The 22,431-nt window shown below is 30.0% G+C and carries 18 protein-coding genes and 1 riboswitch; all 18 genes read right to left on the bottom strand.

The features are described 5' to 3' along the window. Positions 1 to 12 precede the first annotated feature (12 nt). The 18 genes from ortB to hpf all read right to left on the bottom strand — a co-directional run bounded on the left by ortB (position 13) and on the right by hpf (position 22,096). Complete coding sequence (ortB, locus tag KGF46_RS08250; RefSeq protein ID WP_227839989.1) at positions 13 to 1,443, bottom strand: 2-amino-4-oxopentanoate thiolase subunit OrtB; 1,431 nt, start codon at positions 1,441 to 1,443, stop codon at positions 13 to 15. Beyond that, positions 1,436 to 1,744 (bottom strand): 2-amino-4-oxopentanoate thiolase subunit OrtA, encoded by a 309-nt coding sequence (gene ortA / locus KGF46_RS08245; protein ID WP_227827854.1) that lies wholly within the window; start codon positions 1,742 to 1,744, stop codon positions 1,436 to 1,438. The genes ortB and ortA overlap by 8 nt, the downstream gene beginning before the upstream one ends. A 32-nt stretch (positions 1,745 to 1,776) precedes the next feature. Further along, the gene (gene ord, locus KGF46_RS08240; protein WP_227827855.1) at positions 1,777 to 2,844 is read right to left on the bottom strand and encodes a 2,4-diaminopentanoate dehydrogenase; all 1,068 of its coding nucleotides are present in this window, start codon (positions 2,842 to 2,844) and stop codon (positions 1,777 to 1,779) included. 217 nt (positions 2,845 to 3,061) lie between these two features. Next, the gene (locus KGF46_RS08235) at positions 3,062 to 4,462 is read right to left on the bottom strand and encodes a sigma 54-interacting transcriptional regulator (protein ID WP_285891668.1); all 1,401 of its coding nucleotides are present in this window, start codon (positions 4,460 to 4,462) and stop codon (positions 3,062 to 3,064) included. 237 nt (positions 4,463 to 4,699) lie between these two features. After that, on the bottom strand, positions 4,700 to 5,650 hold the full coding sequence (gene hpdA, locus KGF46_RS08230; RefSeq protein WP_227827857.1) for a 4-hydroxyphenylacetate decarboxylase activase: 951 nt from the start codon (positions 5,648 to 5,650) through the stop codon (positions 4,700 to 4,702). Further along, positions 5,643 to 5,900: a 4-hydroxyphenylacetate decarboxylase small subunit gene (gene hpdC, locus KGF46_RS08225; protein ID WP_227827858.1), complete on the bottom strand. Its 258-nt coding sequence runs from the start codon at positions 5,898 to 5,900 to the stop codon at positions 5,643 to 5,645. Before hpdC ends, hpdA begins: the two co-directional genes overlap by 8 nt. A gap of 3 nt (positions 5,901 to 5,903) precedes the next feature. Further along, positions 5,904 to 8,612 (bottom strand): 4-hydroxyphenylacetate decarboxylase large subunit, encoded by a 2,709-nt coding sequence (gene hpdB / locus KGF46_RS08220; RefSeq protein WP_227827859.1) that lies wholly within the window; start codon positions 8,610 to 8,612, stop codon positions 5,904 to 5,906. 273 nt (positions 8,613 to 8,885) lie between these two features. Next, complete coding sequence (gene tsaD / locus KGF46_RS08215) at positions 8,886 to 9,902, bottom strand: tRNA (adenosine(37)-N6)-threonylcarbamoyltransferase complex transferase subunit TsaD (protein WP_227839993.1); 1,017 nt, start codon at positions 9,900 to 9,902, stop codon at positions 8,886 to 8,888. A 5-nt stretch (positions 9,903 to 9,907) separates the two neighbouring features. Beyond that, positions 9,908 to 10,384 (bottom strand): ribosomal protein S18-alanine N-acetyltransferase, encoded by a 477-nt coding sequence (rimI, locus tag KGF46_RS08210; protein ID WP_227827861.1) that lies wholly within the window; start codon positions 10,382 to 10,384, stop codon positions 9,908 to 9,910. Continuing rightward, entirely contained in the window at positions 10,374 to 11,090 is a 717-nt protein-coding gene (tsaB, locus tag KGF46_RS08205; RefSeq protein ID WP_227827862.1) for a tRNA (adenosine(37)-N6)-threonylcarbamoyltransferase complex dimerization subunit type 1 TsaB, read from the bottom strand. Before tsaB ends, rimI begins: the two co-directional genes overlap by 11 nt. Beyond that, positions 11,090 to 11,542 carry a tRNA (adenosine(37)-N6)-threonylcarbamoyltransferase complex ATPase subunit type 1 TsaE gene (tsaE, locus tag KGF46_RS08200; protein WP_227827863.1) on the bottom strand — a complete coding sequence of 151 codons (453 nt, stop codon included), beginning with the start codon at positions 11,540 to 11,542 and terminating at the stop codon, positions 11,090 to 11,092. The genes tsaB and tsaE overlap by 1 nt, the downstream gene beginning before the upstream one ends. A gap of 187 nt (positions 11,543 to 11,729) precedes the next feature. Continuing rightward, positions 11,730 to 12,770 (bottom strand): DUF4116 domain-containing protein, encoded by a 1,041-nt coding sequence (locus KGF46_RS08195; RefSeq protein ID WP_227827864.1) that lies wholly within the window; start codon positions 12,768 to 12,770, stop codon positions 11,730 to 11,732. Positions 12,771 to 13,106: 336 nt separating this feature from the next. Next, on the bottom strand, positions 13,107 to 13,712 hold the full coding sequence (locus tag KGF46_RS08190) for an ECF transporter S component (RefSeq protein ID WP_227827865.1): 606 nt from the start codon (positions 13,710 to 13,712) through the stop codon (positions 13,107 to 13,109). A gap of 124 nt (positions 13,713 to 13,836) precedes the next feature. Beyond that, positions 13,837 to 13,954, bottom strand: a riboswitch (FMN riboswitch). 59 nt (positions 13,955 to 14,013) lie between these two features. Next, positions 14,014 to 15,180 carry an amidohydrolase gene (locus KGF46_RS08185; protein WP_227861922.1) on the bottom strand — a complete coding sequence of 389 codons (1,167 nt, stop codon included), beginning with the start codon at positions 15,178 to 15,180 and terminating at the stop codon, positions 14,014 to 14,016. Positions 15,181 to 15,327: 147 nt separating this feature from the next. Continuing rightward, a complete protein-coding gene (locus tag KGF46_RS08180) occupies positions 15,328 to 17,469 on the bottom strand; it encodes a Tex family protein (RefSeq protein ID WP_227842676.1) in 2,142 nt (713 codons plus the stop codon). A gap of 146 nt (positions 17,470 to 17,615) precedes the next feature. After that, a protein-coding gene (gene prfB, locus KGF46_RS08175; RefSeq protein ID WP_227861921.1) for a peptide chain release factor 2 occupies positions 17,616 to 18,723 on the bottom strand; the annotation gives its coding sequence in 2 pieces (ribosomal slippage) (positions 17,616 to 18,647 and positions 18,649 to 18,723; 1,107 coding nt in all). 14 nt (positions 18,724 to 18,737) lie between these two features. Beyond that, complete coding sequence (secA, locus tag KGF46_RS08170) at positions 18,738 to 21,413, bottom strand: preprotein translocase subunit SecA (protein WP_227861920.1); 2,676 nt, start codon at positions 21,411 to 21,413, stop codon at positions 18,738 to 18,740. Positions 21,414 to 21,544: 131 nt separating this feature from the next. Next, complete coding sequence (gene hpf, locus KGF46_RS08165; RefSeq protein WP_227827870.1) at positions 21,545 to 22,096, bottom strand: ribosome hibernation-promoting factor, HPF/YfiA family; 552 nt, start codon at positions 22,094 to 22,096, stop codon at positions 21,545 to 21,547. Between the last annotated feature and the right edge of the window lie 335 nt (positions 22,097 to 22,431).

Raw genomic sequence — 22,431 nt, 5'->3', positions numbered from 1 at the left:
AAACAGTAACTATTATAAATTATTTAACGTATCAATAACAAAATCTCTTGAACTTTTTACTTCTTCCATTAAAAATTCTATATCTTGATTACTTATACTATCAACATCATGAATATCGTTGTGAGAGATACAATTTTTTATAAATGATTTTCTTATTTTATTCATATCAATATCAACACATTTTAATAATTCTGGTCTTTCTGGTAATATTAAGTTTACTCCTGCAATTTCTTCTTCTGGATTCCCAAATTTTATATCTATTCCATTTTCTCTTGCAAAAGTAAGTTGTGGACATATGTGTTTACCTGCACCTGTATACTCTGTCTCTTGTACTACTATAACTTTATCTTCATCTAATTCTTGTGCTAAAGAAAATGCTGCTGCTAAAGATGTATTACCAGCAGGACCTCTCTCTATCCCTTCCAACTGTGCTAATAATTCAGTTGTATAGAAAACTTCTCCTTGTTTTACTAACACATATCTGTCCATATATCTAAGTGGCCTAGCTGCAGATCTAGGTACATCTGACCTATCAGGCCATGTACAGAATGGTATACCAAAACCTGTATGTCCTGTTGTAAATGATTTTTTATTAAATTGATTATCACTAGCCATGTGTAATCCTTTCAAATCAACACTTGCTCCTACTACTTTAGTATTAAGGGAACCAGCTTTTATTAGACCCCTTGCAGTTCCAGTAAGATTACCTCCACCTGCATTTGTACAAACAACTATATCTGGGTCTTTTTTATATTTTTCTCTAAATTGAATAGCTAACTCATACCCTAAAGTTTCTACACCTGCAATGCCAAATGGTGAATATAATGATGCATTAAAATAGCCTGTTTCTTCTAATAAAACTAAGAATGTATAAAATAATTCTGGCCCAACAGTTAATTGAACAACTTCTGCTCCATAGGCTTCACATTTTCTTGCTTTCTCTATAATTTCAGGTTGACCTACACCATTAGAATCATAGCATTCTTGGACTATTATACATTTTAACCCCTGCATTGCTGCTTGAGATGCTACAGCTGCCCCATAGTTACCACTAGTGGCTGCTATTACACCTTTATATCCCATTTTTTTGGCATGATATACTGCAGTAGCTGCTCTTCTCGCTTTAAAGCTACCAGATGCATTCATTGCTTCATCTTTTACAAATATTCTAGCACCTTTACCTTCTGGAGCGCATTTTCTAGCTAGCTTAGTCAAATTTTTAAGTTCTATTATAGGAGTATTTCCAACAGCATATTGTGATTGAATTGCTTCAATATCTTGTAATGTATATCCTGTTTCACCCATCATTTTTTCATAATCAAATCCTATTCCTTCTTGTTCAAAAGATGAGTAATCCAGTCCAATTGCATTTTTCATTATTTCATTGTTTCTTCCCATAACAGCTTGATAGCTCATATCTTTCATTGATGCTGCATTATTCATTACATACACCTCCAAATAATATTTCTTTCGCCTGTATTCCTATTTGGAGTAACTCTGGTATACATTTACCATAATCATGAGTATAGTATGGATTTACTTTAAGTAAATTACCTTTTACAAGTCTACCTGTAATTGTTTTAACTTCTACTAAATCGCCTATAAAAGCATCTTTTTGTATAAATCCTTTAACCCACATTTCTAAGGATACTTTCTTAGTATCCTCTGGAACTTGTGGAGCTCTTTCTTCTGGAGTTAACACTATATTGTGTATAATAACCCAATCATTAATTTTAGCATCCATTTTTTCATCCCCTTATTAACTATGTTATTTTATTAATTTGCTTTTGATTCTTCTTCTAATTCAACTTCTATCTGATTTCTTATATCTCCCATTATTGCTCTAGGTACTGGTATATCCAACATAGTTTTAAGACCTGGTCTAGCATTTATTATTAATGGAATAGAGTTTACTATCATTGCGTAAGTACCTACCCCTCCAGGTATTTCAGGATTTATTTGTAAATCAATGTTTGGTATCCCTTTTATTGATACATAGTCTCCTGTTTTAATGCCTTCTGCTTCAGGTATTATCTGTTGTGGATGCTCCATTTCAATTAAAACGTCTCCATTTACATATCCATATCCACATTGTCTACAACCAGCAACATTTCCAGCTAATGCCTCACCGTACTTAGATTTTCTATCTACTGTAGTCATTATTGGTTCTTTTGTTTGTTCTATCTTATCTAGTTTCCATCCTAATCCATCAGCTATCATATTTATTGATTCTACAAATCCTACATGACCTGCTATAGTATTATTTTCTACACCTTTTATGAACTCTTCTTTTGTTACTCCAACACCTTGTTCTACCATAACAGATTTTCCAAATGGTGATAAATCATTTACCCTCTTAGCTTTTATACTATTAACTTCTTCACAAGTACCTGAAAGTGCTAATACTAGTAAATCTAATACAAACCCTGGATTTATTCCTGTTCCAAGAATACTTACTCCATTCTCTTTTGCAACTTCATCCATTTGCTTAGCCAAATCTGCATCATCAGCTTGTGGATATGCCATTTGTTCTGCTGTTGATATAACATTTATTTTTCTATTTAATAAGAACATTATTTTATCAAAAGCCTTTTTGGTAAATGAATCAGTTGCTAATAAAACAACATCTGCACTTTTTTCTTTAAAAACTTCTTCATAATTTCCATTGATAATAACTTCTTCTCTTTCTCCTCTTTCAATTCCTAGGACATCATACATACTTTTACCTGAAGTACTTCTACTGCAAACAGATACTATTTCTATACCTTCTTTTTTTAAAATCATATTAGCCATTCCTATCCCCATAGCTCCAAATCCCCATATACCAACTCTTACTTTTCTCATATATACACCCTCCTAAAAATTTATATATTCTTAATTATTAGTTAAAGCATAAATCGTGCCAACTTCAAAACGAAGTTAAATATTTATGAGAACGTTGAAACTATAATTATCTTGTTATATATTTTCATAAATAAAAAATAATATTTTTTCTGAGAAATAAAAAAAGAGCAAAAAATTTTGCTCTTTCATAATAATTTTGCTCCTTTATTTTGCTCCTTTATAATATTTTGATATTATATTTTTTCATTTTATACTGTAAATTTTGCCTGTTCATACCTAAAATTGATGCAGCCTTAGTTATATTATATGAGGTCTTTTCTAATGATTCATATATATACTTCTCTTCTATCTCACCAATAATATTATTAAGTGTCTTATTCTCTAAATCATTTAAAGAATAATTGTTAACCTCTTTATTCTCTTTTAGATTGTAATAGTCATTTAGATTAATCATGCTTGTTTCTATTTGTATCTCGTCTTCCATCATACTCATAGTACAATAAATTATGTTTTCCAGTTCTCTTATGTTACCTTGCCAGTCATAATTTTTTAAAATTCTGATAGCTTCATCTGAAATACCTACTACTTTTTTATTTAACTTTTTATTATACTTTGAAATAAATTTTTTGCATAATACAGATATATCCTCTTTTCTATCTCTAAGAGGAGGAATTTTTATATGTATTATGTTAAGCCTATAATATAAATCTTTTCTAATTTTATTCTCATTTAAAATAACTCTTGGACTTTCATTTGTTGTTGCAATAATTCTTACATCAACAGGTATATCTTTGGTCCCTCCAACTCTTCTTACATAACCTTCTTGCAAAACCCTTAGTAATTTAGCCTGTAACATAATAGGCATGGAATTTATTTCATCTAATAATAATGTTCCTTTGTTAGCTTGTTCAAATAAACCTGGCCTGTCTATTGCACCTGTAAATCCTCCCTTAGCAGTTCCAAATAGTATTCCTTCGAATAATGATTCTGGTAAAGCTGCACAATTTTGTGCTATAAACGGATAATTTTTTCTATTACTTCCATAGTGAATGGACTGGCTAAATAACTCTTTGCCTGTCCCAGTTTCACCATATATAAATACTGAGGCATCAGACTTACAAGCTTTCTTAGATTTTGCTATTGCCTCTTTAATCAAATCACTTTCACCTAAAATATCATCAAATTCATAGCCATTTTTTTGTTTATTATTAACTTTATTAACTAAATTTTTTTTATAGCTTCTGTTTAATAAATTTTCTATAGTTGTCATATTCTTTGATATTTCAAGTGCCCCTACAAATTCTCCTTTAATATCAATTGGTATCGTAGTATTTATCGCTGTTATTTCTTTTCCATTTTTATCTAGATATTTTTGAATATTGTCTTTAATAATTTCCCTTTTTTCCAAAACTTCTACTAGTGTACTTCTATTTATTTTCATTTTGCTGACTATATCAAAAAATGAATTAGTTAAAATATCATGTCTATTCATTTTTTCCATTTTTTGTACAGAATCATTGTAGATTATAGTTTTCCCTTCTTTATTAACAAAATGTACCCCTTCATCAATATTTTCCAATATTTCATTCATTACTTTAAAAAATATTTCTTGGTTCAACTATATCACCCCAGTACCTAAATATATAACAACCCCAAAATAAGTAAAATATTTCTATATATTTATCTTATCACATATTTATGATATTTTTTATGTCCATTATATTTTTAATTAACGCTGGATGAACTATATAGTAGAGTATGAATAGCAAAAAGAAGCTATCACAGAATAAATTTAATTTACTCATGCGATAACTCCCTTCTGCAAACTAATATTTAATTTTTATGATATTTATTTCTAAAAAGCAGTCTCATGTCCAACATAACAGGCTATGCCATTATCTAAAAATATGTCCTGTAATTCTTCAAGATGTTCTTCATCAACATCTCCTTTATCAGAATACTCATATTCTTTACCTAATTGAATCCACTTTGATTCTCCTAGTCTATGAAATGGTAATAGGTTAATTTCTACTAAATTATTTTTATGCATAAAAGATATAATATCATTTATATTTTCCATACTATCATTAAACCCTGAAATAACTGGTACTCTAAGTACTAATCTTCCACCCCAGTCAGAGTTTACAAGATTTGATATGTTTTCTAATATTAAATCATTATACACACCTGTTTGTTCTTTGTGTTTTTCTCTATCCATATGCTTTATATCAATAAACGCAAAGTCTATATCCTTAAATATATTATTAAAAATTTCATTTGAAACACATGCACTCGTTTCAATAGCAGTGTGCACATTTGTTTCATGACATTTTAATAGCACTTCATGTAAAAATTCATGTTGAAGTAGTGGCTCTCCTCCACTAAATGTTACTCCTCCATTACTTCTCCAGTTGTTAGAATCACGCTTAATCACCTTTACAAGTTCATCTACAGTATAGGGTTTTGCACATAATTTAAACGCATTATAATAACATGAGTTGACACATTCAAAACTCTCACAATTCTTACATATATCCCAATCTATGACGGGCTTATTGTCAAGGTCAAAACTCAATGCACCATTTTTACATTTACCATGACATACAGTACATCCATTTTCATATTGACAAGACAACTCACTAAACATCATATGTGGTCTAACAGTCCAACTTTCAGGATTTGCACACCACTTACAACTAAGTGGACATCCATTTAAAAATACAGTTGTTCTACAACCTGGCCCATCATGAACTGAAAAGCTTTGTATATCAAAAATCATTCCTTCTAATTGGCTTTGACTATTCATTAAACACATGCCCTTCACAAGTAATTGCGTTTAATGTTGAGTATACCCAATCTTTATTTTCTAACCCAACACATTTACCTATACCTTCATCATTAGCGTCAACAAAATTTTTACAATTTTTACATTTTGGCATTACTTTTATTTCTGAACATGCTTCATCATCTAGATTAATCATTTGTTTTGATAATCTACAAATCCCTTTAGTGGCATCTACTGCGCAAAAATTCATACAATCACTATGTTTTCTCATATTTTACACCCCTTCATACTCTGTTCTAGCAATTACTTCATCTTGTATTGGTTTACCTAACTCACACCAATATTGAGTAAATCCAGCAACACGTACCATTAGTTGACGATAATTGTCAGGATTTTTTTGTGCATCTTTCAAAGTTTCTGAGTCCACAACATTGTATTGAATATGGAATCCACCTTTTCTTAAATAACTTCTTGTTAAATCTAACAGTTTTTTTGTTCCTTGTTGTCCTCTAATAGTTGTTGGGTGAAGTTTTAAATTCATTTGAGAATTTTGAACTACTGCTTGGTCCCAAATAGTTGCAGATTCAAATAATGCATACACACCATTTTTATCTGTTCCTGCATATGCAGAAACTGAACCATCTGAATATGTTGTTCCACTTAATCTACCATCTGGAGTAGCTAAAGTGGCAGCTCCTTGTGGCCCATGTGTAGATACAGAAATTTGACAAGGATACATTTTTTTAGCATATAAAGATTGTGCTTCTTCACACACTTTTGCTAACCATATTTCATAATTTTTAAGAATCGTATCTGCATACAAATCATTGTTTCCATATTTAGGTGCATCAAGACAGGCCTTATAAATAGCATCATATTTGCCAGTCTTATCTACTTTTACTTGGTCTGCCATAGAATAATTACCAACTTCTAATGCGTCTTTAAATCCAAAATTATTTAATACAGCATCCTTCATTTCTTCAACTGTAAAAGTTTTGTCATCATATACAAGTTTTTTAAGTGCAGCAAATGAATTAACCATAGTAACAGTTCCACAAGTTTCTACATTTAATGTTGCATTATAACGATAGCCCATATTTCCTATATGTTGACCTTTATCTAAACAGTCTGGTTTTAATAGAGAATTTATTATAGAAGTATCAAACTTTCTCCATATATCTAACTCAATATTATTTGCTCTCTCAAGAACATTTATCGCTTGTTTATAATAATCTTTAAATACTTCTACAACTTCTTCATAAGTATCTAATGGCTTATTATGAGGTTCAAATACTTGTATATTCATACGATGGTCTTTACCATTCATAAGAACAAGCTCTAAGATTTTGGGATTAGCAATAAAGTGAACTCCAGAACCAGCAGATTGTCCTGCTCCACCTGCAATAGAATATGTCTTTCCATTTAAAGTCAGTTGTTTCCAGCATCCTGGAGATGTTTCAAGACATCCACCTAATGCAAATGCTCTAGCTTCTTCAACAGTCATTCCTTCATCGGCAAATTGCTTCATCATAAATGTTGTCCCATTTGAATTGTTTACCCATGCTGGATAACCAGAACCAAGTTTTGTACATTCAACAGCTTTCATTAAAAAATCTTCTGGAAGTTTTTCATCATATAACATAGTCAAGCTAGGTTGAGGAGTTCTACATCTCATACTTGCCTCTAATAATAATTCTTCTAATTCATTAGCTCCTGTAGAACCATCTTCTCTTAAACCACCTATAGATAAAGTATTAAATGTATTTCCTGATAATACTCCTCCATTTACACCTGCTGAAGCAAAACAGTCAATACAAGTGATTTTTATTCTGTAAAGTTCTAATAATTCAATAACTTCTTCTTTTGTAATTAGTCCTTTTTCCATATCCTGTTCATACCAAGGATATAAAATTTGACCAAAGCGACCTATAGACATACCAGATATCGCATCTTCGTTTACTGATGCTATATGGATTGTATAAGTCAATTGAAGAGCTTCTCTAAATGTACGAGGTTGTTTATGTGCAATATGTTCTAATATCTCTACTAAATCTGAATATTCTTTTTTTGCTTCTAAATCTGTTTCTATACTCTCTAAATATTTTGCATGTTTTGCATAGTTTAAAATCCAAGCTTGTAACCCTTCAATAACTTGAATAACAGCTTCATAAAAATATAGACGATCCATTCCGATAAGACCATCTCCAGATGCATTTCCTGCGACTGCTTTTTTACATTCTTTTGCCATTTCTATAATTCCATCTAATCCATAATTTAAAGGATAAAAATAGTTTATAACTTCTCTACCTTGAGGAAGTGTATATCCTGAATCAAACATGCATATAAGTGTACTCATTAAATTTTCTTTTAAATCATAATCTGGCATCATCTTTTCATAGTGAAATCCTAAATCTTCAACTGATTTTCCAACCCATTCTTTTGCCATTTTTACAAGAACAGGAACTTCTTCTTTTCTCATTCCAAATTTACCAGCTATTGAAACAACATTTCCAAAACTTTCAGTTACATTTCCTCCACCAGAACCAAATTTTGTAAGCTCATCTGCTGTATTGCTAGCTAACTTCTTTGCTTCTTCTTTCATTTGTTCTCCCTGAGCAACAAAGAAACTTTCACTTACCCAAGGCATTGGGAAAGAGCCTCTATAATGGCGTGTTTTTTGCATTACTATCTTCTCACCAGGTATTATATTTGGTGTCATATGAGAAAAAGCAGCTTTAAGAGCTTTAGCTCTTCTAACTACTGCTATATCACCATCTGATTTTCTATATTCTCTATTGTACCAATATGGAAATTCCATATCAGCTGTAGACAATGTATTGTAATATACATTCAATAAATCATCTGCTCTTTTACTTGCTTTTTTTTCACTAAGTTCATCTAAATTTTCTTGATTTTGAAAATTTGCTTTAATATTTTTTGCTTCTAAAATACTTCTTATTTTATCTTCTTTACTTTGACTCATTTCTTCCCCTCCTTAAACTTTCTACACTTAGTATAAAACTTTTTAAGAATGAAAAAAAAGAGTCTATTACCCACTTTCTAAAATAATCTTTCTACAAAAAAATAAAACTTAAAACAATTTAGACCATAAATTTACCTTATATCTAAATATCTAAAAAACCTCCTGATTTATTAGAATATAAAGATTATCCATGGTCTTGTTTTAAGCTTTAATAGACAACATATTTAATTTTATAAAAATACTTACTCAATATATTTTTAAACCTAGTTTATATTACTGGTTTATCTTAAGATTTGGAACTGCATTCAGACTCATATCATGTGTTTTATTGTTTATGAAATTATAATATCCTGCACAACCTATCATAGCAGCATTATCTGTACATAAAATTAAAGGAGGATATTTAACTATAATTCCACTTTCTTTTGCAAGTTCTGTTATTTTAGCTCTAAGACCAGAGTTAGAAGCAACTCCACCAGAAAGAGTTATAACATCATAACCTTTATCTTTTGTTGCCTTTAATGCTTTAGTAGCTAAAACTTCAACTACAGCTTCTTGAAAAGATGCAGCAACATCTTCAACTACTATTTCTTCATTTTTCATCCTTTTTCCATTTAAATAATTCAATACAGAAGATTTTAGACCACTAAAACTAAAGTCATAGCTATCCTCTTCTAAATAAGCTCTTGGAAATTCTATAGCATGCTTATTTCCCTTTTTAGCTAAATTATCAATAATAGGACCTCCTGGGTAACCCAAATTCATAGCTCTTGAAATCTTATCGAAGGCTTCTCCAGACGCATCATCTCTCGTCTTTCCTAAAATTTCATATTTACCATAATCTTTAACTTCTACTAAATGAGTATGACCTCCCGATACTATTAATGTTATAAAAGGAGGTTTTAAATCTTTATGTTCTATATAGTTTGCACTTAGATGTCCCTCAATATGATTTACTCCTACAAGAGGAATATCCAATGTATATGCAAGTGCTTTAGCATAGGATAATCCAACTAATAAAGCCCCTACTAGCCCTGGACCATATGTAACTGCAATGTGGTCTATATCATTAAATCCTATATTTGCCTTGTCTAAAGCTTCTTGAACAACTATATCAATATTTTCCACATGTTTTCTTGAAGCCACCTCTGGTACTACACCGCCAAACTTTTTATGTGTTTCTATTTGAGTAGAGATTATGTTTGAAAGTACTTCTCTACCATTTTTTAAAACTGATGCAGCTGTCTCATCACAGCTACTCTCTATAGCTAATGTTATTATATCACCCATAAACTCTACACCTCTTTTAATTGGTTCCACATTATAATTGCATCTTCTTTATTATCACTGTAGTATTCTTTTCTGATTCCACCCATTTTAAATCCATATTTTCTATATAGATTTTGTGCTATTTTATTTGATGCTCTAACTTCTAATGTCATAGACGCAATATTATTATCTTTACATAAATCAACTAATCTTTTTATTAACTTATCTCCTATTTTTCTGCCTCTATAGTCACTATGAACAGCTACATTATTTATATGCCCTTCATCAATTATAAGCCAAATTCCAACATATCCAACTACTTTTCCATCTAGTTTTGCTACTATATACTTTGCAACTTCATTAGATAACTCTTTTCTAAAAGATTCTTTTGACCAATAATCTTCAAAACAATTTTTTTCTACTTCAAAAACTTCATCTATATCTTTAATAGTCATTTCTTCTATTTTTACATCATCTACTATTTGTTTTGTATTATCTTTCATTATTTATCCTCTTCATTTTTTCGTCATATTGTACTTCAGCCTGAGATTTTCTGATATACATAGGGTTTATTGTATAACAAGTATGTACATCTATATTTTTACTATATTTATTTAATGCTACAGAACATAAGCTTCCTGCTTTAGATACATTATGAGCTGGTGAAGGTATCTTTATATTTTTTATGTTTTCTAGCTCATCCTTATATTTATAAACAGCTTCTCCAACTATTATAAATTCTTCATCACTTGATTTAATCTCTTTTAGTAAAGTTTCAAACTCTACAACATCAACACTATCTAACTCTATTAACTCTCCATCTTCAAACTTATATTTAGCTGAATAAACCTGATTTTTTTGTGCATCTAATATAGAGCATATTTTTCTTTCGCATAAATTCATATTACCAGCTAAAGATTCTAAAGAATTTACTGCTATTATTGGTAGATTATTTACATGGGCTATAGCTTTTACTGTAGCCATACCTATTCTAAGACCTGTAAATGAACCAGGCCCTATACATATAGCTAACAAATCCATCTCTTTTATGTTTAAATCACTCATATCCAACATATTTTCTATCATTGGCATAAGCTTTTGTGAATGAGTTTTTTTGTTATTTACTGTAAACTCACAGATTAAATTATCATCTTCGACAACTGCTACACTTGCTGCCATAGAAGATGTATCTATACCTAATATCTTCATTATTTAATCAACTCCTCAACTATACCTTTATAATAATCTCCTTTTGGAGTTAATATCATTTCTCTTCCTTCATCTTTGTATCTTAATTCTATGTTTAAATATTCTTTTGGAAGTATATCTTCTATTAAATTACCCCATTCAATTATACAGATTCCATTTGAATTTATATATTCATCATATCCAATATCATACATTTCATCACTACTACCAATTCTATAAACATCAAAATGATACAAAGGTATTTTTCCTTCATATTCGTTTATTATAGTAAAAGTTGGACTTGTTATATAATCATTTATTCCTAATGAGTCTGCTAAACTTTGTGTCATTGTGGTCTTTCCAGCTCCTAAATCCCCCACTAAACAAATTACACTACCTTCTTTTAATAATTTACCTAATTTATGTCCTATTTCTCTAGTTTTACTTTCATTTTCTAAATATATTTTTGCCATTAATTCATCTCCATCTTGATATAATCGTCGTGTGAATTTATATCACTGCTTAATTAATTATAGTATAAGCCCCAACTATTATAAAGTACTTCTATTTATCTTTTTTGTTTATCTTTCAATATTGATGATTCTCTGAACCTCCCATGGCTAAAGTCATGAGTGTGCGTAGCTATTTTTTAATCAAAACTTATATATAATCATCAATAGCAATCTTTACATATTCTTTTGCCTTACAATTTTGTTTTAGAGCTTCTTTACATATTTCCTCTGATTGCTCTTTTACATACTTGAGAGATTTATAATTTTCTTTTACTGCTTCAATGCACATTTTTTCTGTTTGATTTTTTATATACATAAGCATCTTTCCATTTTGTCTTACAATCTCTGTACATATCTCTTCTGTATAGTTATCTATGTAATTTAGTACATCTTTAATATTGTACTTTTTATCCAAATATCTTATAGCTCTTATACATGTTTCTTCTGTCTTATTATTAACAAATTGTAGGCTCCTTCCATCTTGTTTAACTGCTTCTAAACATATTTTTTCTGTTTGCTGGTTTACATATTGTAATGCCATACCATTTTGACTTACAGCTTCTATACACATTTTTTCTGTTTGGTTTTGTACATATTGAAGTGCTTTATAGTTTCGTTTTATTGCTTCTATACATAATTCTTCACTTTGTTCTCTAACATATGCAAGACACCTGCCATCTTTTTTAATTGATTCTAAACATATTTTTCTTGTTTGAACCTCTAAAGCTTTTAATATACTTACAACATCTATATTAGAAGAACATCTTATTGCTTTTATAATAAGTTCTTCTGTTTGATTTCTTACATACTTAAGTGCATTGCAATCCTTTTTTATTGCTTCAAGACATATATACTCAGTTTGTTCTTTTACATATTCAAGTGCTCTATAATTGTACCTTATAGCTTCTAAACATAATTCTTCTGTTTGCTCTTTTACATACTTCAAAGCTTTATAATTCTGCCTTACCGCTAAAATACACATACCATCTGTTTGGTTATTTATATTTTCTAATTCATGATAATCATACTTCACTCTTTCCATATTTTCAATATATTCATTCGTAATATGCTTTAAAGAATCTCCTAACATTTCACTATCAATGCCTATATGAATATTTTCCCAATCACTATTAAAATAATACCCTTTATCGTCTAAAAATACTTTTTTCATTTTTTTACATACTTTCATAAATCTACTCTCCTATCATTATTAAATTAGCTATTATTAAGAATTACAGTTCAAAACATTATTTATTCTTAATAATAACTTTATTTTTTGTTTATTATGAATTCGCTCTGCATATTGTAGATACCTTTTTAGTATTTTAATAGTTAATCGTTTTAATTCTTCCTTTATTTTAAAAATTAAATCTGTCTAAATATTTCTTATTTTAAATACATTTTTTGATAAATTAATAAAGCCATAATGTATTTAATACATCAATCACAACATGAGACTGAAGTTATAAATAAATTATGGCTTTCCAATATATTTAATTTTAAAATTTTATATTTTCTTGTCTGATTATTTTTTTATTACATTTCCCATTTTTTTATAAAGTGGTAATGTTACTAAAGATATTATCACAGCTTTTAGTACATTAAATGGAGCTATCATCCAAATTACAAAAGTAAATAGGTCGTGAATTTTAGGATTTAGAGCTGAACCTAAGCCTATTATAGCATCTAGTCCCATCATTTGACCATAAAGTGGTAACATTACAAAATAATTCACTAATGAACCAATTATAGTCATTGCTATTGTTCCTAATACAAAACCAATTAATACACCTTTTAAATCTTTACTTCTCTTATATGAATAACAAAGTATCATTACATAAGAACCACCAATTAATATATTTGCAAATTCTCCTATCCCTCCAGTTGTTGTTGCTGTAATTGCTTGTAGTACATTTTTTACTACAACTATTCCAAACCCAACCACTGGCCCTAAAGACATACCACCAAATATTGCTGGAATATCTGATAAGTCAATTTTTAAGAAATCTGGAAATATACCTGGTATTGGTGCTTGAATAAACATTAGTAAATAAGATATTGCTGATAAAATTGACATTACTACTAAAGTTCTTGTTGAAATCATATTACCTCTTTTTGCTGTACTTTGCATAATTATTATCCTCCTAATAAATATATTTATATTTTTTAGGAAAAACAAAAAACTCGAAGACCCTATCTTCGAGTTTTTATGGATATAGTTTAAACAAACTAAAATAAACTTATTTATATTCCATAAATATCTTCTCTCATCCAGACTTTACTGTCGGCTTTGGAATTTCACCAAATCAACCACCTAAGTAGTTCGCGGGCTATACCGCCGGTAGGGAATCTCACCCTGCCCCGAAGATCTTCTTTGATTTTTTAATTTTCCTTACACTCTTATATTAGTTAATTTTTTAATAATTGTCAAGTTATTTTTTTTCGTACACTACTTTACCATTTATTATCGTGTAAAGCACCTTACTTTGAATCTCTAGTGGAGAATTATCCCAAATTACTATATCTGCATCTTTCCCAACTTCTATAGAACCTACTCTATCTTCAATCCCTAGAGTCTTAGCTGGATTTATTGTAATGGATTCTATTGCTTTTTCTTTTTTCATACCATGCTTAACTGCTATCCCTGCACATATTGGAAGATATTGAACTGGTATTACTGGATGGTCTGTCATTATACACACATCAAGCCCTGCATTTGAAAGTATTCCAGCTGTATTAAACGTTAAATTTCTAAGTTCAAATTTAGACCTTTCTGATAATGATGGTCCTACTATTACAGGAAATCCTTCTTCCAATAGCTCCTCCACTATAAGATGACCTTCTGTACAATGGTCTAATGTAAGCTTTAAATTAAACTCTTTTGCAATCCTTATAGCTGTGAACATATCATCAGCTCTATGGGCATGTGCTTTAAAAGGAATTTCTCCTCTTAAAACAGGTATCAAACTTTCCATTTTTATATCATATTCAGGTTTTTCACAGTCTTCATCATCATGACTTTCATACAGGTCGACTTCCTCTAAATATTCTTCTGCTTTTTTAAGATTTTCTCTAAGTAATGAAGCTATTGCCATTCTAGTTTGTGGAGATTTATCATCTTGACCATAACAACTTTTTGGATTTTCTCCAAAGGCTATTTTAGATGCTACTGGATTTTTTATTACCATTTTATCAATTCTTTTTCCATATGTCTTTATAGCTATACATTGACCTCCCATAACATTCGCACTTCCAGGAGTTGTACATACAGAAGTTATACCACCTTCAAAAGCTTCTTTAAATGTTCTGTCCATTGGATTAATCCCATCTATAGGATTTAATTGTGGTGTTATTGGGTCAGTTTCTTCATTTCCATCTGCTCCTTCAAATCCTATACCATCTTCCCATAATCCTAAATGAGTATGGGCATCTATAAACCCTGGAAACACAAATTTACCACTTGCATCTATCACCTCTACATCTAAAGGTGCTATTAAATCTTTTCCTATTTCTATTATTTTTCCTTGGTCTATAAGTATATCTCCCTGAATTATTCCATTTGTTATGGTATTTATGTTACCATTTTTTACAAAAACCATTCATTTTCCTCCTGATTTTCAATACTATACTAATTATTTTAAATATTATTTTTTTACAATCTCATTTCATAATTTCTTAAATTTTTTATTATGCTACTTACATTTATAATTGTTACATGTAAGTAGCATAACTAAACATAAATTAGCCTATTTTTTCATTGACAATGCTACTCTTTTTTTATTTAAGTCAATTCCAATTACTTTTACATCTACTATATCACCTACTGTAACAATACTCATAGGGTCTTTTACAAAGCTATTACTCATTTCTGATTTATGAACTAATCCATCATTTTTTATTCCAATATCTACAAATGCTCCAAAATCTACAACATTTCTTATAGTACCTTTTAAAGACATTCCTTCTTGTATATCTTCAATTTTTAAGACATCAGTTCTAAGTATAGGCTTTATACCTTCTTCTCTTGGGTCTCTTCCTGGTTTTTTGATTTCAGCTATTATATCTCTTAAAGTAACTTGACCTACTTCCAATTTTTCACTTAATTCTCTCAAACCAATTTCCTTAACTTTTTCATCTATTTCTTCTATATTTTTATTTTTTACATCATCCAAAGAATATCCTATTATTTCAATCATTTTTTTGCATATATCATAACTTTCAGGATGTACACCTGTATTATCTAGAGGATTTTTTCCATCTAAAATTCTCATAAATCCAGCACATTGAGTAAATGCTTGAGGTCCAAGTCTTTTTACTTTTTTCAATTGGACTCTTGATGTAAAGTCTCCATTTTCTTCTCTATATGCTATTATATTTTTTGCGATAACCTTACTTATTCCTGCAATATGCTCTAAGAGAGAATATGATGCAGTATTTAAATCTACTCCAACACTATTTACAGAATCCTCAACAACTCCATTTAATACTTCTTCTAATCTCTTCTTGTTTAAGTCATGTTGATATTGACCTACACCTATACTCTTAGGGTCTATTTTTACAAGTTCTGCTAATGGGTCTTGTAGTCTTCTCGCTATAGATATAGCTCCTCTTATTGATACATTTATATCTGGATGTTCTTCATTTGCAAGTTCAGATGCTGAATAAACTGATGCACCAGCCTCACTGACTATAACATATTGAACTTCTCTATCTATCTCCTTTATCATTTCTGATACAAATGTTTCTGATTCTCTTGATGCTGTCCCATTTCCTATTGAAATTATTTCTATATTATATTTCTCAATTAATTCTTTTAAAGTCTTCTTTGCCCCTTCTACATTATTTTGAGGGTCTGTTGGATATACTGTTGTATAGTCCAATAATTTACCATTTTTATCTACAACTGCTATTTTGCAACCAGTTCTAAATGCAGGGTCAAATCCCATAACTACTTTATCTTTAACTGGTGGTTGAAGTAATAAACTTTTAACATTTTTTCCAAATACACTTATAGCTCTTTCTTGAGCTATTTCTGTCAGATGATTTCTTATTTCTCTTTCTATAGATGGGAAAATTAATCTTTTATACGAATCTTCTATTGAATTTACAATTTCATCTTTATTCTTAAAGTTTTTATCATTTACATATTCATTTACTATATAATTTAAAACTTTATCATTATTTATTTCTAATTTAACTTTTAAAAAATTCTCTTTTTCTCCTCTATTTATTGCTAAAACTCTATGTGGAGCCATACTTTTTACTGCTTCACTATAATCATAATACATATCATAAACTGATTTCTCATCAGTAGAACTTTTACTAACTATCATTCCTTCTCTTAAAGCAAGCTCTCTTATGTATTTTCTAATCTTAGCATCATCTGAAACTGTTTCTGCAATTATATCTCTTGCGCCTTTTAGGGCATCCTCAACAGAAATTACTTCTTTTTCTTCATTTATATAACTCTTTGCCTCTAAATCTATATTATCTAGATTCCTCTCTAGTATTGATACTGCTAGATTTTCTAGACCTTTTTCTTTTGCTATTGTTGCTCTAGTCCTTTTCTTTTGTTTATATGGCGCATATATATCTTCTACTTCTTGTAGTGTTTTTGCTTTTTCTATATTTTGTGTTATCTCATCTGTTAATTTTCCTTGTTCATCTATTAACCTAACTACATCATCTTTTCTACTTTGAAGGTTTCTTAGATACATCAATTTTTCATAGAATTCTCTTAATGTGACATCACTCATCTCACCAGTCATTTCTTTTCTGTATCTAGCTATAAAGGGTATTGTATTTCCTTCATCAATAAGCTTTAGTGTATTATTTATTTGTTCGTCTCTGAGATTAAATTCATTTTTTAAGATTTGATTTATATCCAATTTTTTTCACTCCTAATGTTAGTTTTTTCATAAGTATAACAAACAGAACGAAGGCTGAGGGTTGTAGTCCTCAGCCTAAGTGCTGTAAAGTGCATAGTAAGCACTAACCTTCTTATATATCTATCTTAATTACTGTGCATTATTTATTAAACTGTCTTATTCATTTTTAAGTATTCATTGATAAACAAGTCTATATTTCCATTCATCACACTATCTACATTTCCAAACTCAGCATTTGTCCTATGGTCTTTGACTAACTTATATGGTTGGAAAACATATGACCTAATTTGGCTACCCCACGTTATTTGTGAGTATTTGCCTTGTATATCTTCTATTTTTTCCTTTTGCTCTAATTCTTTTAACTCTATCAATTTTGCCATCAAAAGTCTCATAGCTCTATCTTTATTTAAATGTTGAGACCTTTCATTTTGACACTGAACCACTACACCAGTAGGAATATGTGTTATTCTAACGGCTGAGTCAGTTGTATTTACATGCTGTCCTCCAGCACCAGACGCTCTATATGTGTCTATCTTTAAATCTGATGGATTAATTTCCACTTCTATATTTTCATCTAACTCTGGTGTTACATCTATAGAAGCAAATGAAGTATGTCTCTTTCCTGATGGGTCAAATGGAGATATTCTTACCAATCTATGAACCCCTTTTTCACTTTTTAAATATCCATAAGTGTTGGTTCCCTCTACAAGAATTGTAGCTGTCTTTATTCCCGCTTCAGGGTCTGATATTATATCTAAAAGCTTAACTCTATAACCCTTACCTTCTGCCCATCTTATATACATTCTTAGAAGCATCTGAGCCCAATCTTGAGCGTCTAGACCTCCAGTTCCAGCATTTATAGATAATATAGCATTATTTTTATCATACTCACCATTTAGAAGAGTTTTTATTTTCATCTCAGATAATTTTTCTTCTATTGATTCTATAGACTTTTCTATATCCTTTTCAACAGAATCATCCTCTTCTTCTAGACCTATTTCAATTAATACTTCTATATCTTCTAATAAGTTGTTTAGACTTTCATATTCATCTAGAGTTTCTTTTAAAGCTTTATTTTCTTGAAGTACTTTTTGTGCTACTTCATTATCATTCCAAAAATCTTGTTTGTTTATCTTCTCTTCATTAATTTTTATCTTTTCCATCAATGAAGCTACGTCAAAGAGAAACCCTCAATTCTTCTAAATTTGAAGCTATTTGCTCCACACTATGTCTATACTCTTGTATCCTTAACATTTAATCCTCCAAGACTATCTTCCACAACAGTTTTTATATTTCTTGCCACTTCCACAAGGACATAAATCATTTCTTCCAACCTTTTCATCTTTTTTAATAGTTTTACTTGTTGGAAGAGTTCCATCTGATGGAGAAGTTAGATTTTCAACATCTACAACTGCTTTTCTTTCCACTGGAGCCTCTATTGTTATATTAAATAAATATCTTACAGTATCTTCTTTGATATGTTTATTCATCTCATCAAACATATCAAAACCTTCCATTTTATAAGCAATAACTGGGTCTTGTTGACCTACAGCACGAAGCCCTATACCTTGACGTAATTGATCCATTGCATCTATATGGTCTATCCAATGATTATCAACAGCTTGAAGTAAGATAACTCTCTCAACTTCTCTCATTCTTTCATAACCTATTTGTTCTTCTTTTGCAGTATATATCTTCATAGCTATTTCATAAACTTTTTCTGTTATTTCAACTGGATTAAGCTTTTCTATCTCTGGGATTTCTATACTACCTTTTGGTAAGAACAGATTATACATATGTTCCTTAAATCCGTCTTCATCAAATCCTTTATCTTTTGTATAAAGAGTCACTGATTCTTCTATTATAGAATGAGTCATTGACTGTACTTGCTCTTGTAAATCTTCACCTTCTAATACACGTTTTCTCTCTGCATATATTATTTCTCTTTGCTTATTCATAACATCATCATATTGAAGTACATGTTTTCTTATTCCAAAGTTTTTACCTTCGACTTTCTTTTGTGCACCTTCAATAGATTTAGATAATATTCTATGTTCTATAGGCATGTCTTCTTCAAGACCTATTTTATTTACGATTCCAGATATTCTATCACTTCCAAACAATCTCATAAGGTCATCATCAAGCCCTATATAAAATCTTGAGCTACCTGGGTCACCTTGACGACCAGCACGACCTCTTAACTGGTTATCTATTCTTCGAGATTCATGTCTTTCTGTACCAATTATAGCAAGTCCACCTGCTTCTATCACTTGTTTTTGTTCTTCTTCTGTTTGTTGCTTAAATTGTTTATATAATCTTTCGTACTCTGCTCTAGCTTCAAATAAAATTTCATTTCCTGCCACAGGTATTCCTTCTATTGGAGTATCAACTCTATTTACTACATCTTCTTTAAATCCATTTCTTCTCATTTCTCTCTTAGTTAAGAAATCTGGATTCCCACCTAAAACTATATCAGTACCACGACCAGCCATGTTAGTAGCTATTGTAACAGCTCCAAGTCTACCTGCTTGTGCTATTATTTCTGCTTCTTTATCATGGTGTTTAGCGTTTAACACTTCATGTTTAATACCTTTTTTCTTTAATATTTGTGATAGTAGTTCTGACTTTTCTATCGAAACTGTACCTACAAGTATTGGTTGATTAACTTTGTGTCTTTCAATTATTTCTTCAGCTACAGCGTTAAATTTACCTATCTCACTTTTATATACACAATCTGGTAAATCTTCTCTTACCATAAGCTTATTAGTAGGCACTTGGAAAACATCCATTTTATATATTGCTTTAAACTCTTCTTCTTCTGTTTTTGCTGTACCAGTCATACCTGAAAGTTTTTTATACATTCTAAAGTAATTTTGGAATGTTACAGTAGCTAGTGTTTTAGATTCTCTCTGTATTTTAAGACCTTCTTTTGCTTCTATTGCTTGATGTAAGCCTTCTGAATATCTTCTACCAAACATAAGTCTACCAGTAAACTCATCAACTATTACTATTTCTCCATCTTTAGCAACATAATCAACATCTTTTTTCATTATTACATGTGCTCTTAGAGCCTGATTTATATGGTGGTATAACTCTGTATGAGATATATCTGTTATATTATCAACATTAAAATATACCTCTGCTTTTTGTATACCTGATGCTGTTAGAGATACAGCCTTATCTTTTTCTTCTAATTCATAGTCATCTGGTTTTAAAGTTAACACAAATGTATTTGCATCTGAATATAAGTGAGTTGATTTATCTCCAGGACCAGATATAATAAGTGGTGTTCTAGCTTCATCTATAAGTATAGAGTCGACCTCATCCACTATCGCATAATTTAATCCTCTTTGAACTCTTTGCTCTTTGTGTATTACCATATTGTCTTTTAAGTAGTCAAATCCGTATTCATTATTTGTACCATAAGTTATATCACAATCATATTGTTCTTTTCTAACTTTTGGATTTTGACCATGTACAATAACACCTACACTCATTCCTAAAAACGCATAAACTTTTGCCATTTGGTCTCTATCACGTTTTGCAAGGTAGTCATTTACTGTTACAACATGTACACCTTTTCCAGTAAGAGCATTCAAATAAACAGGAGCAGTTGCAACCAAAGTTTTACCTTCACCTGTTTTCATCTCAGCTATTCTTCCTTGATGTAATACTATACCTCCAATCATTTGAACTCTGTAGTGTCTAAGACCTAATACTCTTTTAGAAGTCTCTCTGACTACTGCAAATGCTTCTGGAAGTATATCATCTATACTTTCTCCATTTTCTAATCTTTCTTTAAATGTATTTGTCATATTTTTAAGTTCCGAGTCTGCCATAGATTCAAATTTAGGTTCTAATGAATCTATTATATCAACAGTCTTACTGAACTTTTTCAATTCTTTTTTATCTGCCATGTTGAATAAACTATCCATAAAGCTCATATTTTACATCTCTCCTCGTTCTTTATTGTACTATTATTCATTTTACCATAAAAACTATACTTTTAATATTAATTTAAAAAGCTATCGATAAATAATTTATCGATAGCTAATATGATTAAATCTAAATTGCTTTATTCATGTTCTATTATACCATATCCGCCATTATGACGTTTATAAACTACGGCTATTTCATCTGAATCTATATTCTTGAACATATAGAAATCATGTCCTACTAATTCCATTTGTAATACAGCTTCTTCTTCGCTCATTGGCTTAACACTAAACTTCTTACGTCTTTGAATTACTATATCTTGATTTTCATCTTCGTAATCTTCTTGTTCATCTGCTAGATTTATCTCTGCATCTTGGAATCTTATACTCTTATTGTCTTGATGCTTATCTTGTAGTCTCTTTTTATATTTTTTTAATTGTCTACTTAATTTATCATATACAACATCTATAGCTGTGTATAAATTTTCCTGCATATCTTCTGCTCTAATTATAGGACCATTTACAGTAGCTATTGTTACTTCTATTTTTTGTCTTGTTTTTCTAGCACTTACTGTAACCTTTACATCAGTGTCTGGATGAATGTAATTATCTAACTTACTTAATTTGCTTTCAATTTTATTTTTTATTGCATCAGTCAATTCGATTTGTTTTCCAGATATAATTATGTTCATAAGTACATCTCCCTTCAATTATGCCAGTATAAGAAAATTTATACTTTAATAATATATTCTACACGAACTCTCATAATCCTTCTTTTATTATTAACTTTTGTGATTTTTTCTATTCAATTGATAGAATTATTTTTCATTTTTAATCACCTTAATGCTTATGTGGATTAATATTATAACAATACCCTGTGGATAATGTGGATAAAACTGTTAATAACTCTTGTTCCTGTGTATTTAAAGCTATTTTTATTGCCCTTTCTATCCACAAATATCTCCAATAATTGTTTATTAATATGTGAATTCATGTCATAAAGTGGTAATTTTAGGAAATTATATGT

Source organism: Clostridioides sp. ZZV14-6153 (genome assembly GCF_020657855.1).
Lineage (GTDB): Bacteria > Bacillota > Clostridia > Peptostreptococcales > Peptostreptococcaceae > Clostridioides.
Note: the sequence above shows the minus strand (reverse complement) of the source record. Positions and strands in the feature narration are given on the sequence as shown.

What these genes read in the sequence shown, in the direction of transcription:
- ord (WP_227827855.1), bottom strand. Translation starts at nt 2,844, where the DNA reads ATGAGAAAAGTAAGAGTTGGTATATGGGGATTTGGAGCTATGGGGATA.
- rimI (WP_227827861.1), bottom strand. Translation starts at nt 10,384, where the DNA reads ATGAAAGATAATACAAAACAAATAGTAGATGATGTAAAAATAGAAGAA.
- KGF46_RS08185 (WP_227861922.1), bottom strand. Translation starts at nt 15,180, where the DNA reads ATGGTTTTTGTAAAAAATGGTAACATAAATACCATAACAAATGGAATA.
- ortA (WP_227827854.1), bottom strand. Translation starts at nt 1,744, where the DNA reads ATGGATGCTAAAATTAATGATTGGGTTATTATACACAATATAGTGTTA.
- hpf (WP_227827870.1), bottom strand. Translation starts at nt 22,096, where the DNA reads ATGAACATAATTATATCTGGAAAACAAATCGAATTGACTGATGCAATA.
- ortB (WP_227839989.1), bottom strand. Translation starts at nt 1,443, where the DNA reads ATGAATAATGCAGCATCAATGAAAGATATGAGCTATCAAGCTGTTATG.
- hpdC (WP_227827858.1), bottom strand. Translation starts at nt 5,900, where the DNA reads ATGAGAAAACATAGTGATTGTATGAATTTTTGCGCAGTAGATGCCACT.
- tsaB (WP_227827862.1), bottom strand. Translation starts at nt 11,090, where the DNA reads ATGAAGATATTAGGTATAGATACATCTTCTATGGCAGCAAGTGTAGCA.
- tsaE (WP_227827863.1), bottom strand. Translation starts at nt 11,542, where the DNA reads ATGGCAAAAATATATTTAGAAAATGAAAGTAAAACTAGAGAAATAGGA.
- KGF46_RS08195 (WP_227827864.1), bottom strand. Translation starts at nt 12,770, where the DNA reads ATGAAAGTATGTAAAAAAATGAAAAAAGTATTTTTAGACGATAAAGGG.
- hpdA (WP_227827857.1), bottom strand. Translation starts at nt 5,650, where the DNA reads ATGAATAGTCAAAGCCAATTAGAAGGAATGATTTTTGATATACAAAGC.
- tsaD (WP_227839993.1), bottom strand. Translation starts at nt 9,902, where the DNA reads ATGGGTGATATAATAACATTAGCTATAGAGAGTAGCTGTGATGAGACA.
- KGF46_RS08190 (WP_227827865.1), bottom strand. Translation starts at nt 13,712, where the DNA reads ATGCAAAGTACAGCAAAAAGAGGTAATATGATTTCAACAAGAACTTTA.
- secA (WP_227861920.1), bottom strand. Translation starts at nt 21,413, where the DNA reads ATGAGCTTTATGGATAGTTTATTCAACATGGCAGATAAAAAAGAATTG.
- hpdB (WP_227827859.1), bottom strand. Translation starts at nt 8,612, where the DNA reads ATGAGTCAAAGTAAAGAAGATAAAATAAGAAGTATTTTAGAAGCAAAA.